The sequence below is a fragment of the Amycolatopsis rifamycinica genome (genome assembly GCF_000695625.1).
GTDB classification, from domain to species: domain Bacteria; phylum Actinomycetota; class Actinomycetes; order Mycobacteriales; family Pseudonocardiaceae; genus Amycolatopsis; species Amycolatopsis rifamycinica.
Map to the genome: position 1 here is coordinate 385,343 of NZ_JMQI01000028.1, position 14,688 is coordinate 400,030.

Annotated in this window: 15 protein-coding genes; 13 read left to right on the forward strand and 2 right to left on the reverse strand. The window is 71.9% G+C overall.

The window, feature by feature from the left end:
• The first annotated feature begins 166 nt into the window (after nt 1–166).
• The 12 genes from DV20_RS16235 (at nt 167) to DV20_RS16290 (ending at nt 11,971) form a co-directional block, all read left to right on the forward strand.
• Nucleotides 167–1,150: a LacI family DNA-binding transcriptional regulator gene (locus DV20_RS16235; protein ID WP_043780905.1), complete on the forward strand. Its 984-nt coding sequence runs from the start codon at nt 167–169 to the stop codon at nt 1,148–1,150.
• Nucleotides 1,147–2,184 carry a class I mannose-6-phosphate isomerase gene (locus DV20_RS16240; protein ID WP_043780906.1) on the forward strand — a complete coding sequence of 346 codons (1,038 nt, stop codon included), beginning with the start codon at nt 1,147–1,149 and terminating at the stop codon, nt 2,182–2,184. Before DV20_RS16235 ends, DV20_RS16240 begins: the two co-directional genes overlap by 4 nt.
• On the forward strand, nt 2,181–2,945 hold the full coding sequence (locus DV20_RS16245) for an ATP-binding cassette domain-containing protein (protein ID WP_043780907.1): 765 nt from the start codon (nt 2,181–2,183) through the stop codon (nt 2,943–2,945). Before DV20_RS16240 ends, DV20_RS16245 begins: the two co-directional genes overlap by 4 nt.
• Nucleotides 2,942–3,991, forward strand: a complete 1,050-nt coding sequence (locus DV20_RS16250) for an ABC transporter permease (protein WP_084093501.1) — start codon at nt 2,942–2,944, stop codon at nt 3,989–3,991. Before DV20_RS16245 ends, DV20_RS16250 begins: the two co-directional genes overlap by 4 nt.
• Before the next feature lie 25 nt (nt 3,992–4,016).
• The gene (locus tag DV20_RS16255) at nt 4,017–5,012 is read left to right on the forward strand and encodes an ABC transporter substrate-binding protein (protein ID WP_043780910.1); all 996 of its coding nucleotides are present in this window, start codon (nt 4,017–4,019) and stop codon (nt 5,010–5,012) included.
• Between the two features lie 206 nt (nt 5,013–5,218).
• A complete protein-coding gene (locus tag DV20_RS16260) occupies nt 5,219–5,914 on the forward strand; it encodes a hypothetical protein (RefSeq protein WP_043780912.1) in 696 nt (231 codons plus the stop codon).
• 49 nt (nt 5,915–5,963) lie between these two features.
• Nucleotides 5,964–7,010: a sensor histidine kinase gene (locus tag DV20_RS16265; protein ID WP_043780915.1), complete on the forward strand. Its 1,047-nt coding sequence runs from the start codon at nt 5,964–5,966 to the stop codon at nt 7,008–7,010.
• Nucleotides 7,007–7,762: a LytR/AlgR family response regulator transcription factor gene (locus DV20_RS16270; protein WP_043780917.1), complete on the forward strand. Its 756-nt coding sequence runs from the start codon at nt 7,007–7,009 to the stop codon at nt 7,760–7,762. Before DV20_RS16265 ends, DV20_RS16270 begins: the two co-directional genes overlap by 4 nt.
• Before the next feature lie 100 nt (nt 7,763–7,862).
• Entirely contained in the window at nt 7,863–8,210 is a 348-nt protein-coding gene (locus DV20_RS16275) for a hypothetical protein (RefSeq protein ID WP_043780919.1), read from the forward strand.
• Nucleotides 8,210–9,934, forward strand: a complete 1,725-nt coding sequence (locus DV20_RS16280; protein ID WP_043780921.1) for a sodium/solute symporter — start codon at nt 8,210–8,212, stop codon at nt 9,932–9,934. Before DV20_RS16275 ends, DV20_RS16280 begins: the two co-directional genes overlap by 1 nt.
• 70 nt (nt 9,935–10,004) lie before the next feature.
• Nucleotides 10,005–10,364, forward strand: coding sequence for a DUF485 domain-containing protein (locus DV20_RS16285; RefSeq protein WP_043780922.1), 360 nt, complete (start codon nt 10,005–10,007; stop codon nt 10,362–10,364).
• 2 nt (nt 10,365–10,366) lie between these two features.
• A complete protein-coding gene (locus DV20_RS16290) occupies nt 10,367–11,971 on the forward strand; it encodes a solute symporter family protein (RefSeq protein ID WP_043780925.1) in 1,605 nt (534 codons plus the stop codon).
• A gap of 64 nt (nt 11,972–12,035) precedes the next feature.
• Here DV20_RS16290 and DV20_RS16295 read toward each other — a convergent pair whose 3' ends face one another.
• Together DV20_RS16295 and DV20_RS16300 are read right to left on the reverse strand one after the other, a co-directional pair.
• Nucleotides 12,036–12,773, reverse strand: coding sequence for an isocitrate lyase/PEP mutase family protein (locus DV20_RS16295; RefSeq protein ID WP_043780926.1), 738 nt, complete (start codon nt 12,771–12,773; stop codon nt 12,036–12,038).
• Complete coding sequence (locus DV20_RS16300; protein WP_043780928.1) at nt 12,770–13,231, reverse strand: carboxymuconolactone decarboxylase family protein; 462 nt, start codon at nt 13,229–13,231, stop codon at nt 12,770–12,772. Before DV20_RS16300 ends, DV20_RS16295 begins: the two co-directional genes overlap by 4 nt.
• 46 nt (nt 13,232–13,277) lie before the next feature.
• On the opposite strand from DV20_RS16300, the gene pdxR reads away from it, so the two are divergent.
• A complete protein-coding gene (gene pdxR / locus DV20_RS16305) occupies nt 13,278–14,660 on the forward strand; it encodes a MocR-like pyridoxine biosynthesis transcription factor PdxR (RefSeq protein WP_043780929.1) in 1,383 nt (460 codons plus the stop codon).
• Nucleotides 14,661–14,688 lie beyond the last annotated feature (28 nt).

The following is a 14,688-nucleotide window of genomic DNA, read 5'->3' on the forward strand; positions in this document are numbered from 1 at the left end:
TCAACCGTCTGTCCTACGCCATCGGTAGCCGAATCGGCACAATCCCCGCGTCAGGCGTTGACAAGCCCCGGCGCCGTGGCGTTCAATCCCCGTCACTATGACAACGTTGTCTCCTCTGGGCCGGGACCGGGACGGCAGCACGCGCACCGCGAGCAGGCGGGCCACGATGAGCGACGTGGCCCGGCTCGCGGGCGTGAGCATCAAGACCGTCTCGCGCGTGGTCAACGACGAACCGGCGGTGCACCCCGACACCGCCGAGCGGGTCATGGCGGCCATCGAGCAGCTGGGGTTCCGGCGCAACCTGGGCGCGCGGAACCTGCGCCGCGGGTCGACGACCGGCACGATCGGGCTGATCGTCGAGGACGTCGGCAACCCCTTCTACTCCGAGCTGAACCGCGCGGTCGAGCGCATCGCGACGTCGTTCGGGCGCCAGGTGCTCACCGGCTCGTCCGAGGAGAACTCCGACCGCGAGCGCGAGCTGGTCCTGGAGTTCTGCGCGCGGCGGGTGGACGGCATCCTCGTCGTCCCCGCCGGTCTGCAGCACGGCTACCTGGTGCCGGAGATGCGCGCGGGTACCCCGGTGGTGTTCATTGACCGGCCGGCCGGCGACATCGTGGCCGACACCGTGCTGGTGGACAACCTCGGCGGCACCATCGAGGCCGTCACGCACCTGGCGCGGCACGGGCACCGGCGGATCGCGTTCCTGGGCGACAGCCCGGACATCTTCACCGCGGCCGAGCGTCTGCGCGGGTTCCGCGAGGGCTGCGTGCGCAACGGCATCACCTACGACGAGGCGCTGGTCTCGATGGGGACGCCGACGCCGGACGCGATCGGCAACGCGGTCAAGCGGCTGCTCGACGGCCCGGACGCGGCCACCGCGGTGATCGCCGGCAACAACCGGGTCGCCGTGCACCTCCTGCGCGCCCTCGCGCACGCCGAGCGACGGCCGGCGATGGTCGGGTTCGACGACTTCGAGCTGGCGGACCTGCTGAACCCGCCGGTCACCGTGGTCGCGCACGACGTCAGCGCCCTGGGCCACGCCGCGGCCGAGCTGCTCTTCGCCCGCGTCCAAGGAGACCAGTCCCCGCCCAGAAAGGTAGTCCTGCCCGTGCATCTCGTCGCCCGTGGTTCCGGTGAGGTCGCCCCGTGACCCTCGAACCGATCCGGCTCCCCGCCAACCAGCCGCCGCAGTTCTACCGCGGCGGCGACGCCATCGCGGCGCTGCGCGGCGCGTCTTCGGACAAGAAGTTCGGCCCGGAGGACTGGGTCGCCTCGGCGACCACGATGTTCGGCCAGGAGACCAACGGCCTCACCCGCCTGCCCGACGGCGCCTGGCTGCGCGACGCCGTCGAGGCGAACCCGAACGGCTGGCTCGGCGCGAAGCACGTCGAGGCGCTCGGGACGTCGACCGGACTGCTGGTGAAGCTCCTCGACGCGGGCCAGCGGCTGCCGGTGCACTTCCACCCGGACGACACCTTCGCCAAGCGGCACTTCGACTCGCACTTCGGCAAGACCGAGGCGTGGATCGTCGTGGGCACCTACGGCGACGACCCGCGCGTCTACCCCGGCTTCAAGGAGACGCTGTCGAAGGCGACCGTGTCCGAGTGGACGCGCGAGCAGGACGTGCCGTCGATGCTGGGCGCGCTGAACAGCGTCCCGGTGACCGCCGGCGACACCGTCTACATCCCGGCCGGGCTGCCGCACGCGATCGGCGAGGGCGTGTTCGTGGTCGAACTGCAGCAGCCGACGGACTTCTCGCTCACCATCGAGTGGCGCGACTTCCTCGCGTCGCCGGAGAAGGGCCACCTCGGCCTCGGCTTCGACACCGCCATCGAGGCGCTCGACACCTCGGGCTGGGACGCCGAACGACTCGAGAGCATCATCAAGCGCACGGCGGCCGACTCCGCGTCCACTGTGGACCTGCTGGCCGGCGGGTCGGAGCGGTTCTTCCGAGCCGAACAACTGCGGACCGACAACTTGACAACGTTGTCACTCGATCCGTCCTTCGCGGTCCTGGTCGTCCTCGACGGCGAAGGCACCCTGCGGACCGAGCACGGCGGCGAGCACGCGCTGGCGAAGGGCGACACCTACGTCGTCCCGTTCGACGCCGGCCAGACCGAGCTGTCCGGCACGGCGACGGTGATCCGCTGCCGGCCGCCGGCGCCGGAAGAGAGGCACGGATGAGCGAAATCCTCCTGGACGCGGTCGACCTCACGAAGCGCTACGGATCCGTCGAAGCCCTGCGCGGCGCGTCGTTCCAGGCGCGCGCGGGCGAGGTGACGGCGCTGATCGGCGACAACGGCGCCGGCAAGTCCACGCTGGTCAAGTGCCTCTCCGGCGCGGAACAGCCGACGTCCGGGAGGATCCTGCTCGACGGGGCCGAAGTGCGCTTCGACTCCCCCACCACGGCCCGGCGGCTGGGCATCGAAACCGTGTACCAGGACCTCGCCGTCGCCCCGGAGCTCGACCCGGCGGCCAACCTGTTCCTCGGCCGCGAAATCCACCGCAAGGGCATCCTCGGCAAGCTCGGGATGCTCGACAAGGCCGAGATGCGGCGCCGGGCGGTCGAGGAGTTCCAGCGCCTCGGCGTGACGCTGCAGAGCACCGACGTCCCGATCGGGTCGCTCTCCGGCGGCCAGCGGCAGAGCGTCGCCGTGGCCCGCTCGGTCGTGTGGGCGTCGAAGGTCGTGTTCATGGACGAGCCGACGGCGGCGCTGGGTGTCGTGCAGCGGGAACGCGTGCTCGACGTCATCAAGAAGGTGCGCGACAAGGGCATCGCCGTCGTGCTGATCAGCCACAACATGCCCGAGGTGCTGTCGGTCGCCGACCGCGTCGAGGTGCTGCGGCTCGGCAAGCGCGTCGCCCGGTTCACCGGCGCGGACACGAAGCTCGAAGACCTCGTCGCCGCGATGACCGGCGCACTCGTGCAGGAGGAGGCGGCGTGAGCGTGTCCAGTCCCCCGAAGGACATCCAGGAAGCCCCCGACGCGGGCTTCGGCAAGCGGCCGCTGGGCAAACGCCTGGCCGGCGCCAACACGTTCTGGATCGCGCTGGTCCTGGTCGCGCTGATCATCGTGTTCAGCGCGATCGCCCCCGGCGAGTTCCCGACGCTGTTCACCTTCCAGACGCTGCTCATCGAGACGTCGGTGCTGCTGGTGCTGTCGGTCGGGATGACGTTCGTGATCATCACCTCCGGCATCGACCTGTCCGTCGGCTCGGTGCTGATCTTCGCCGGCATGGTCGCCGGCAAGGTCATGGAGGCGATGTCCGGCGGCAACGCCTCGGGCGCGGGCTGGGGCGTCATCACCGCCGGCCTGGTCGCCGCGGTCGTCGCCGGGACGGTCTGGGGCCTGGTCAACGGCTTCCTCATCGCCGTGGCGGGGATCCCGCCGCTGATCGTCACCCTCGGCACCATGGGCGCCGCCCTCGGCGCGGCCTACCTGCTCAACAACGGGTCCGACGTGCGCAGCGTGCCGGTGGTGCTCAACCAGACCCTCGGCTACGGCACGTCGTTCGGCGTCGTGCCGAACCTGGTCATCGTCGCCGTGGTGATCACGCTGATCGGCGCGTGGCTGCTGCACACCACGAAGTTCGGCCGGTACACCTTCGCGGTCGGTTCCAACGCCGAGGGCGCGCGGCGCGCGGGCATCGGCGTCACCCGGCACCTGCTCAAGGTGTACACGCTGACGGGTTTCCTGGCCGGGATCGCCGGGTTCCTCTCGCTGGCGTACTACGCGTCGACCACCATCTCGGCGCACACCACCGACAACCTCAACGCCATCGCCGCGGTCGTGATGGGCGGGACGAGCCTCTTCGGCGGCGTCGGCTCGGTGCTGGGCACGGTGATCGGCGTGTTCATCCCGGCCGTGCTCAAGAAGGGCTTCAACATCACCCACGTCCAGGACTTCTGGCAGATGATCGCCGTCGGGGCCGTGCTCATCGCCGCCGTCTGGTTCGACCAGCGGCGCCGTCGCCGTCGCAACTCCCGCTGAGTTTCCCGAGTACAAAGAGGTGCTTATGAAGCTGACCAAGACTCTCACCGCCATGGGTGCCGTGGTCTCCGCGGCGGCGCTGCTGACCGCCTGCGGGTCCGGCACGGTCGGGCAGACCGGGTCGAGCGACTCCGCCAAGCCGTCGGGCAGCAAGAAGCTCGCGCTCATCCCTGGCGTGCAGGCCGAGCCGTTCTACATCTCCCTGCAGTGCGGCGCGGAAGCCGAAGCGAAGAAGCTCGGCTACGAGCTGACCACCCAGGCGCCGCAGAAGTTCGAGGCGGCGATGCAGACCCAGCTCGTCAACGCGCTCGGCTCGAACCCGCCGGCCGCGCTGCTGATCGCCCCGACCGACGACACGGCGATGCTCGCGCCGATCCAGCAGGTCAAGAACCGCGGCGCGAAGATCGTCGAGGTCGACACCTCGCTGAAGGACACCGGCGTGGCCGTGTCGTCGGTGTCCTCCGACAACGCCGCGGGCGGGAAGCTCGCCGCGCAGACGATGGCGAAGCTCGCGGCCGGCAAGAGCGGCTCGGTGCTGGTGCTCGACACGATCGCCGGCACCTCCACGACGGCAGCCCGCGCGAAGGGCTTCGAGGACGAGCTGAAGAACACCCCGAACCTCAAGTCGATCGGCGTCCAGTTCACCCAGAACGAGCCCGACCAGGCCGCGTCCAAGGTGACGGCGGCGCTGTCGTCGACGCCGGACCTGATCGGCATCTTCGCCACCAACCTCAACACGGGAGAAGGCGCGGCCACCGGCCTGCGCAACGCGGGCAAGGTGGGCGCGGTCAACCTGATCGGCTTCGACGCGAGCCCGTCCGAGGTCGAAGGCCTCAAGAACGGCCAGTACCAGGCCCTGATCGCCCAGGACCCGGCCGCGATCGGCACCCAGGGCGTCCAGCAGGCGGTGGCGGCCATCGAGGGCAAGCCGGTGACGCGGAACCTCACCGCGGAGCTGCACTCGATCACCAAGGCCGACATGGACGCCAACTCGCAGTACTTCTACAAGCAGAGCTGCTGATCGCCGTCCGTCAGGGTCCTGTGCGCGGCACGCCCGCGTTCACAGGGCCCTGACCAGCGTTTTCACCGCCGGTGAACCCGGCCTGCCGGTCACCGCGGTGGGAGAACCGCTCACCGCACCGCCCGGTTGCCCGGACCGGTGTCCCGCGTCACACTCATCTGCACATGCATCTGCACCGACGGATGCATGTTCGCAGGGAGGGTGCGATGTTGTACGAGCGGCCGGCTTTGCACCGGACGATCTTCGCCGTGGACGTCGAGGGCTACGGTGACCAGCGCAGGACCACACCACACCGGCTGGCGTTGCGCCAAGGGCTGTACCGCGCGCTCTGCCGGGCGTTCGACGACGCCGGCGTCCCGTGGTCGGCCTGCCGGCGCGAGGACTGCGGCGACGGCGTCTTCGTCCTCGTCCCGCCGGATATCCCGAAGGGGCTCTTCGTCGAGTTCCTGCCCCCGGCGCTCGCCGTCGCGCTGCACCGGCACAACCGCACGCACGACCCCGGGGCCCGGATCCGGCTCCGGATGGCGCTGCACGCGGGCGAGGTCGCCTACGACGACCACGGCGTCACCGCGCCGGCCATCAACCAGACGTTCCGGCTGCTGGAGGCGAAGCCGCTGAAGGAGGCGCTCAAGGCGTCGCGCGGCGTGCTGGCGCTGATCACGTCGGCGTGGTTCTTCGACGAGGTCGTCCGGCACAGCGACGGCCTCGACCCGACGACGTTCCGGCCGGTGCCGGTGGCGGTCAAGGAAACCCGCACGACCGGCTGGATCTCGCTGCCGGACCGGCCGTACCCGGCGAACTCGAGCCTGCTGGGCAACGTGACGGCGATCGACCACTACCGCACCTGGCGCCGCTTCCGCCGCCACGCCCAGGTGCTGGCCGACCGCGGCGGCCTCGGGTAGCCGTAGGATCAACTGCCCTGGACACCGCCCGCCGAGGGGAGGCCCGACCGTGCACCTGCGCCCGGCGTCCCGCGCCGACCCGCTGCCGGTGCTCGCCGCCGCCCGCCGCATCACCGACGACCTGCGCGACGGCCTGTCCGGCATGCCCGCGCGCCGCGCCGCGCACCGCCTGCGCCGGCTCTTCGGCTTCCCGGGGCTCGGCCTCACCGACCTGTCCGGTGCCCTGCTGTGGTCGGGGCGGCCCGGGCCGGACGCGGTCGTCGCGACGGTGCTCGAGAGCGTGCTCCACAGCGAAGAACCCGGCTCGGCGCCGGACGTCCTGGTGCTGCCGCTGCACGTCCGCGACGAGCTGGCCGGCGCGCTGCTGGTCGTCGGGGACGTCCGGGACGCGGTCGCGGCCCAGGCCGCCGACCTCGTCGTGCAGGCGCTGGAGCGGGGACGGCTCGAGGCGTCGGCGGAACAGGCTGCCCAGGCCGAACTGCGGGCGCTGCGCGCGGAGATGTCGCCGCACTTCGTCTACAACGCCCTGACGGTGATCGCGTCGCTGGTGCGGTCGGATCCCGACCGGGCCCGCGACCTCATGCTCGACTTCGCCGACTACACCCGCTACAGCCTGGCTCGCCACGGCGAGTACACCGTCGTCGCCGAGGAGTTCCGCGCGATCGAGACGTACCTGGCGCTGCAGAAGGCGGTGCTCGGCGAACGGCTGCGCGTCCAGGTGCGCGTCGCGCCGGAGATCCTCGCCGTCGCGGTGCCGTACCTGGTACTGGAGCCGCTGGTGGAGAACGCGATCCGGCACGGCATCGAGCCGCGGTCGGGCACCGGGCAGGTCCAGGTGCACGGCCAGGCGGAAGGGAACGACTGCGTGATCTTCGTCGAGGACGACGGGGTCGGCATGGATCCGAAGCGGGCCGCGGACATCCTGGCCGGGCGCACCGGCGAGGACGACGCCGCCGGCCTCGGATTGGCCAATGTGGACAGACGGCTGCGGGACGTCTACGGCGCCTGGTACGGCCTCACCGTGGAAACCGAGGTCGGCGCGGGCACCCGGGTGATCGTGCGGGTGCCGCGGTTCCAGCCGGGGGTGCTGCCGTGACGGGGCTCCGGGTGCTCGCGGTCGACGACCTGCCGCCCGCGCTGGACGAACTTTGCCGCATGCTGCGCGAAGCGCCCGAAGTCGGCGAAGTCGTCGGGGCCGGTGATGCGCTGAAGGCGTTGAAGCTGCTTCAGGCCGATCGCTTCGACGCGGTGTTCCTCGACATCTCGATGCCGGGCCTCGACGGGCTCGAACTGGCGTCGCTGCTGGCGAAGCTGAGCGAGCCGCCGGTGATCGTGTTCGTCACCGCGCACGACGGCCACGCGGTGACCGCGTACGGCATCGGCGCCGTCGACTACCTGCTCAAGCCGGTCCGCACCGAACGGCTGGCCGCGGCCTTGGCGAAGGTCGTGCGGATGGCGGCCCCGGCGTCCCGGCCGATCCCGGACGCGATGGCGGCGCTGCCGGTCGAATCGGGCGGCCGGACGCGGTACGTCCGCCGCGACGACGTCCTGTTCGTCGAGGCCCACGGCGACTACGTCCGCCTGCACACGCGGGGCGGGGTCCACCTGGTGCGGATGCCGATCTCGCGGCTCGAGGAGTACTGGGAGGGCACGGGGTTCAGCCGGGTCCACCGCGGTTTCCTGCTGGCCGTGGGGGCGGTGCTGGAGCTGCGCAGCGACACGGCGGGCGGGCTGCTGGCCCACACGGAGGCCGGCGACGTCCCGGTCAGCCGCCGGCACGCGCGGGACCTGCGCGACCGGCTGCTGGAGGCGGCGCAGCGCGGCCAGCTCGGATCGGACGCGCGATGAGGGCCCACCTGCGGACCGACGCGCCCGCACGCTCGCCCCGACGGCCCGCGATCGGCCGCAACCGGCAACCCCGCGCCGCCGCGGCCCGGCCGGGCCCGCGATGAGCAGGATCCGCCGGGTCGCCGTCACCAGCCCGCAGACCCGCCTCGCCCACGCCCGGCGCCGCTCGCGCGGCCGCTGGCGCCAGCCCCGGCTCCCGGCGGCCGACACCCAGCGCGCCACCGCGCTCTACACCGCCCAGCGCCGTCGCGGCATCCCCGCGCTGGCCCTCATGTTCGCGCTGCTGCTCGGCCTCCCCGGCGTCTTCGCGGCCTTCCCGGCCCTGGACTCCGTGCGGCTGCTGGGCATTCCGCTGTCCTGGCTGATGCTCGCGGTCCTCCCCTATCCCGCGATGGCCCTGCTGGCCCGCTGGCAGCTGCGCCGCGCCGAGCGCGTCGAGGACGAGTAGTGGGCGTCGCGCTCGCCGTCGCGCCGGTCGTGCTCGTGACGCTGCTGATCGGCGTCCGCGGGGTCGCCGCCATGCGCACGACGTCGGACTTCCTGGTCGCGTCCCGCCGCATCTCGCCGCTGGTGAACTCGGCCGCCGTCTCCGGCGAGTACCTGTCGGCGGCCTCCTTCCTGGGCGTCGCGGGGCTCGTCGTCAAGGACGGCATCGGGGCGCTGTGGTACCCGGTCGGCTTCACCGCCGGCTACATCGCGATGCTCGTGCTCGTCGCCGCGCCGATGCGGCGGTCGGGCGCGCTGACCGTCCCCGACTTCGCCGAAGCCCGGCTCAACTCGCCCGCGCTGCGCCGCCTGGCCGCGGTGGTCATCCTGGTGATCGGCACCATCTACGTCGTCCCGCAGTTCCGCACCGCCGGCCTGGTGCTCGCCGCGGTCGGCGGCACCCCGTACTGGGTCGGCGTGGTGCTGGCCGGCGCGGCGGTCAGCGTCACCCTGGCGCTGGGCGGCATGCGCGCGGCGACGTACGTGCAGGCCTTCCAGTTCGTCCTGAAGCTGCTGCTGTTCCTCATCCCGGCGATCTGGCTGGTGCTGCAGGCCGGCGCGGTCAACCGCACCGACGCGCTCAACCCCGTCGAGTTCACCCACTTCGCCCGCGAGACGCCGGTGCGGTTCGAAGTCGACGTCACCATGGAGATCCGCGAACCGACGCCGGTGCGCCGCAACGGCGTCGTCGAAATCCTGCCGCCGGGCGAGTTCACCGCGCACAGCCAGGACGAGGTCGTGTTCGGCACGGGCGCGGCCGTCCCCGCGGTCCGCGGCGGCGCCGCACTCGGCGGCCCCGACTGGCAGCGGCCGCTGCTCGACCTCGGCGACCAGGGCTACCCGCTGCTCGGCACCTGGGCCGTGCTCGTCGCGACCATGCTCGGCACGATGGGCCTGCCGCACGTGCTGATGCGCTTCCACACCAGCCCGGACGGCCGCGCCGCGCGCCGCACCGCCGCGATCACCGTCGCCCTGCTCGGCGTCTTCTACCTCTTCCCCGGCGTCTACGGCGTGCTCGGCCGGGTCCTCGTCCCCGGGCTGTACCTCTCGGGCGCGACCGACACCGTGGTCGTCGCCCTGCCGGCCCAGGTGGACAGCGGCTGGGCGGGCGGGCTGTTCACGGCGCTGCTGACCGCGGGCGCGTTCGCCGCGTTCCTGGCGACGTCGCTCGGCCTGCTGCTGGTGATGTCCGGCGCGCTGGCCCACGACCTCGTCCCCGGCGGGCTGCGGCGGCTGCGGATCGCGGTGTTCGGCGTCGCCGGGGCGATGGTGCTGCTGGCGCTGCGCTCGGCCGAGCTCGACGCCGGCGTCCTGGTCACCTGGGGCTTCACCGTGGCCGCGTCGACGTTCTGCCCGCTGCTGGTGCTCGGCATCTGGTGGCCGCGGCTGACCGCGACCGGCGGGATCGCCGGCGTGCTGACCGGGCTGGTGGCCTCGTCCGGCTCGATCCTGTTCGCCCTCGCCGGGCCGCCGCTGCGCGGCTGGGTGGCGATCCTGGTCCAGCAACCGGCACCCTGGTCGGTACCGTTGGCGTTCGGCGTAATGGCACTGGTCTCGCTGCGGGGCAGACCCCCCGGCTGGTCGACGGCGGCGATGCTGCGCCTGCACCTCGACGAACCCCGTTCGACCGGGCCGCGCGACCGTTCGTCAACCGTTCGTCGTCTGGCGAGGCTGTTGAACCGCTGAATCTTCACGTGCGCCTCACCCGTCCCTACGGTGTCGCACGTCACTTTCCGCAGCGTCGCAGGGAGCAGCGATGAGCACGACGGACACCGGCGGGCCCCCGGAGACCTCAGAGACGATCTGGGAACGCGCCCACGAAAGCACCGAGTTCCGGGAACTGCGCAGCCGCCTGCGCCGGTTCGTCTTCCCGATGACGGCGGTGTTCCTCCTCTGGTACCTGCTGTACGTGCTCCTCGCGGACTACGCGCACGGCTTCATGAGCACCAAGGTGCTCGGCAACATCAACGTCGGCCTGATCTTCGGCCTGCTGCAGTTCGTCTCGACGTTCGTGATCACCGGCCTCTACGTCCGGTACGCGAACCGGAAGCTCGACCCGGTCGCCGAGAAGATCCGTGAGGACATCGAAAAGGGCGCTGTGAAGGAGCACGAATGAGCATGACCCTCGCCGCGAGCGTTGAGGGCAGCAACTCGCTCCTCAACATCGGCATCTTCGCCCTCTTCGTCATCATCACCCTGGTGATCGTGTTCCGGGCCAGCCGCAACACGAAGACGGCTTCGGACTACTACGCCGCCGGCCGCGCCTTCACCGGCCCGCAGAACGGCATCGCGATCTCGGGTGACTACCTGTCGGCGGCTTCGTTCCTCGGCATCGCCGGCGCGATCGCGATCAACGGCTACGACGGGTTCCTCTACTCCATCGGCTTCCTGGTGGCGTGGCTCGTCGCGCTGCTGCTGGTCGCGGAACTGCTGCGCAACACCGGCAAGTTCACGATGGGCGACGTCCTGGCGTTCCGGATGAAGCAGCGCCCGGTGCGGGCCGCGGCCGCGACGTCGACGCTGATCGTGTCCTTCTTCTACCTGCTGGCGCAGATGGCCGGCGCCGGCGGTCTCGTCGCGCTGCTGCTCGGCGTCGAAGGCACCGGCGCGCAGGCGCTGGTGATCGCCGTGGTCGGCGTCATCATGATCGCCTACGTCCTGATCGGCGGCATGAAGGGCACCACCTGGGTGCAGATCATCAAGGCCGCGCTGCTCATCGTCGGCGCGCTCGTGATCACCCTGTGGGTGCTCGGCAAGTACGGCTTCAACTTCTCCCAGCTGCTGCAGGCCGCCGTCGACAAGGCGGGCAAGGCCGGGCAGACGCTGCTCGGCCCGGGCAAGCAGTACGGCGCCACCGGAACGTCGAAGCTGGACTTCCTCTCCCTCGGCATCGCGCTGGTGCTGGGCACCGCGGGCCTGCCGCACGTCCTGATGCGCTTCTACACGGTGCCGACGGCCCGCGACGCGCGGCGCTCGGTGGTCTGGGCGATCGTCCTGATCGGCGTGTTCTACCTGTTCACGCTGGTGCTCGGCTACGGCGCCGGTGCGCTGGTCGGGCCGGACACGATCAAGAAGGCCCCGGGCGGGGTCAACTCCGCGGCGCCGCTGCTCGCGCTCGAGCTGGGCGGGCCGGTGCTGCTGGGCCTGATCTCCGCGATCGCCTTCGCGACGATCCTCGCGGTGGTGGCCGGCCTGACGATCACGGCGTCGGCGTCCTTCGCCCACGACGTCTACGCGAACGTCGTCAAGCGGGGCAAGACGTCGCCGGACTCGGAGGTGAAGGTTGCCCGGATCACCGCGGTGGTGATCGGCATCCTCGCCATCGGCGGCGGCATCCTGGCCAACGGGCAGAACGTGGCGTTCCTGGTCGCACTGGCCTTCGCGGTCGCGGCGTCGGCGAACCTGCCGACGATCCTCTACTCGCTGTTCTGGAAGCGGTTCAACACCCAGGGCGCGCTGTGGTCGATCTACGGCGGCCTGGCCATCACGATCGTGCTGATCGTCTTCTCGCCGGCGGTGTCCGGCAAGAGCACGTCGATGTTCAAGAACGCGGACTTCGCCTGGTTCCCGCTGAGCAACCCGGGCATCGTCTCGATCCCGGCGGCGTTCGTCCTGGGCTGGCTGGGCACGGTCCTGTCCAAGGAGCACAACGAGAAGAAGTACGCCGAGATGGAGGTCCGCTCCCTCACCGGTGCGGGCGCCGAAAAGGCGGTCGTCCACTAACCGCCACCGACCCCGAAGGCCGTCGCGAGGGTGTTCCCGATCCCCTCGCGGCGGCCTTCGGCCATCAGTACGGCAGCTTGCCCTCCGCGACGCCCGCGAGAGTGGCTTCCAGCTGCTTCCGGAGGTAGTGCCAGAGCCCGCCGCCCAGCGAAATCCTCGCCACCCCCAGCTCGGCGAGGCTTTTCAGGCCGGGGCTGCCCGGCCACGCGGTCACGTTGACCGCACCCCCGGTGCCCCGCACGAACTCCGCGATCAGCTCCGGCGTCCGCAGGTGGATCGGGTAGACGCAGTCGGCGCCCGCTTCGAGGTAGGCCTTCGCCCTGGCGACGCCCGCGTCGAGCGCTTCCTCCGGGTCCACGCCGCGGAAGGAGTCGACCCGGGCGTTGATCACCAGGCCGTCACCCGCCGCCTCGCGCAGGGCGGCGATCCGCTCCGCCTGCTCGCCGACCGGCCGGACGTCGCCGGTGGCGTGGTCGGTGTCCTCGAAGTTGCAGCCGACAGCGCCGGCGTCCAGCAGCCGGGCCGCCAGCTCGGCGCCCGGGAGGCCGTAGCCCGACTCGGCGTCGACGGTGACCGGGACGCCGACCGCCTTCGCAATCCGCGCGGCGGCGGCGAACATCTCGTCCGCGGGCGCCTGCTCGCCGTCAGCGAACCCGAGCGCGGCCGCCACGGCGACCGAGCTGGTCGCGACGGCGGGGAACCCGGCTGCCTCGACGAGCTTCGCGGTGTCGGCGTCCCAGGCGTTCGGCAGGACCAGCGGCTTGCCGGGGACGTGCAGCGCCTTCAGCGCGGCTGCGCTCACGCGTCCCGCTCCGGCAGCGGCGTGTGGCTGGTGATGGTCATCCGGTTCCAGCTGTTGATCGCGATGATCTCCCAGGCGACGGCCTGGTACTGCTCCTCGGTGAACACCTTCACCGCCTGCTCGTAGACGTCGTCGGGCACGGTCTGCGTCGCGGACAGCTTGGTCATCGCCTCGGTGAGGGCGAGGGCGGCCTGCTCCTGCTCGGTGAACAGGTCGGTCTCGCGCCAGCCGTCGAGCACGAACAGCCGCCGCGGCGACTCGCCCAGCCCGAGCGCGGCGCGGGTGTGCATGTCGAGGCAGTACGCGCAGCCGTTGATCTGCGACGCGCGGGTCTTCACCAGTTCCAGCAGTTTGGGGTCGAGCCCCGCGTTGGCGCCGGCCTTGTTCACCTCGGCCTGCAGGTTCGCCATCGCCTGGTAGAGCTCGGGGGCGCCCCCGAGCGCGATTCGCTTGCTCATGGCGTCCACGCTAGTGCGAACTGGTCCACGGGTATGGTCCAGTCACATGACGGATTCGTGGTCCAGTTCGGGGCTCGACGTCCACCTCGGCTGGCAGCCCGCTTCCGGCCGGGCCGGGCTCGCGGCGGCGATCCGCGCGGCCATCCGGGACGGCCGGTGGCAGGCGGGCGCGGCGGTGCCCTCGACCCGCGCGCTCGCCCACGACCTCGGCGTCGCCCGCGGCACGGTCACGCGCGTGTACGCCGACCTCGCCGCCGAGGGCTACCTGCGCACGGCCCAGGGCGCGCCGACCCGGGTGGCGACGGCGGGATCGCTGCCCCAGTCCGCGCCGCGTCCGGTCCCGCGCGACCCGGCCCCGCGCTGGGACCTGCGGCCGGGCCGCCCGGACCTGACGGCGTTCCCGCGGCAGGCGTGGCTCACCGCGACCCGCCGGGCCCTGCTGCGGACCCCGGCGTCGGCCTTCGGCTACGAGGCGGAGCTGGGCGCGCCGGAGCTGCGGGACACCCTCGCCGGCTACCTGGCGCGGGCGCGCGGAGTGGTCGCCGACCCGGCGCGGATCGTGGTGTGCCACGGGTATTCGCACGCGATCGCGGTGGTCTCCCGCGCACTGTCCGGTCTGGGCGTCGGGGAAATGGCGTTCGAGAACCCTTCGCTGGCGATGTACCGCTCGATCGCGGCGGCGCAGGGCCCGCGGATCGTCGGCGTGGACGTCGACGGCCACGGCCTCGACGTGTCCGCGGTGGACAGTCCGGCGGTGGTCGTCACCCCGGCGCACCAGTACCCCACCGGCGTCACCCTGGCCCCGCCGCGCCGCGCGGCACTGGCCCGCTGGGCGAGCGATGCGGGGGCGTTCGTACTGGAGGACGACTACGACGGCGAGTTCCGCTTCGACCGCCAGCAGGTCGGGGCGTTGCAGGCACTGGCGCCGGAGCGGGTGGTGTACGCGGGCACGGCCAGCAAGACGCTCGCCCCGGCGCTGCGGCTCGCGTGGCTGGTGCTGCCGCGCTCACTGGTGGAGCCGGTCCGCGCGGCGATGGCCGACAGCGGTTCGCGCCCGGCGATGCTGAACCAGCTGGCCCTGGCCGAGCTGATCGACTCGGGGGCTTACGACCGGCACGTCCGCCGCAGCCGCGCGGAGTACCGCACCCGCCGCACCCGCCTCCTGGCCGCCCTGCCGGATTCGGTGCGCCCCCACGGCATCGCGGCGGGCCTGCACCTGCTGCTGATGCTCCCCCCGGACGGCCCCTCGGAGGCCACGGCCCTGGCCGCCTGCCGCCGCCGCTCGATCGGCCTGGAAGGCCTCTCCGGCCACTGGATGACCCCCAACCGCCCGGGCGGCCTCATCGTCGGCTACGCGGCAACCCCGGCCCACGCCTTCACAGGCGCAACCCAAAACCTGGTAGAAGCCCTAGCCGAAGTAACCCCCTAACCCCACCCGCCCCACTGCATCCCACCCA

Coding starts and splice junctions, on each gene's coding strand:
- DV20_RS16235 (WP_043780905.1), top strand. CDS start 167: ATGAGCGACGTGGCCCGGCTCGCGGGCGTGAGCATCAAGACCGTCTCG.
- DV20_RS16245 (WP_043780907.1), top strand. CDS start 2,181: ATGAGCGAAATCCTCCTGGACGCGGTCGACCTCACGAAGCGCTACGGA.
- DV20_RS16255 (WP_043780910.1), top strand. CDS start 4,017: ATGAAGCTGACCAAGACTCTCACCGCCATGGGTGCCGTGGTCTCCGCG.
- DV20_RS16260 (WP_043780912.1), top strand. CDS start 5,219: ATGTTGTACGAGCGGCCGGCTTTGCACCGGACGATCTTCGCCGTGGAC.
- DV20_RS16275 (WP_043780919.1), top strand. CDS start 7,863: ATGAGCAGGATCCGCCGGGTCGCCGTCACCAGCCCGCAGACCCGCCTC.
- DV20_RS16285 (WP_043780922.1), top strand. CDS start 10,005: ATGAGCACGACGGACACCGGCGGGCCCCCGGAGACCTCAGAGACGATC.
- DV20_RS16290 (WP_043780925.1), top strand. CDS start 10,367: ATGACCCTCGCCGCGAGCGTTGAGGGCAGCAACTCGCTCCTCAACATC.
- DV20_RS16300 (WP_043780928.1), bottom strand. CDS start 13,231: ATGAGCAAGCGAATCGCGCTCGGGGGCGCCCCCGAGCTCTACCAGGCG.
- pdxR (WP_043780929.1), top strand. CDS start 13,278: ATGACGGATTCGTGGTCCAGTTCGGGGCTCGACGTCCACCTCGGCTGG.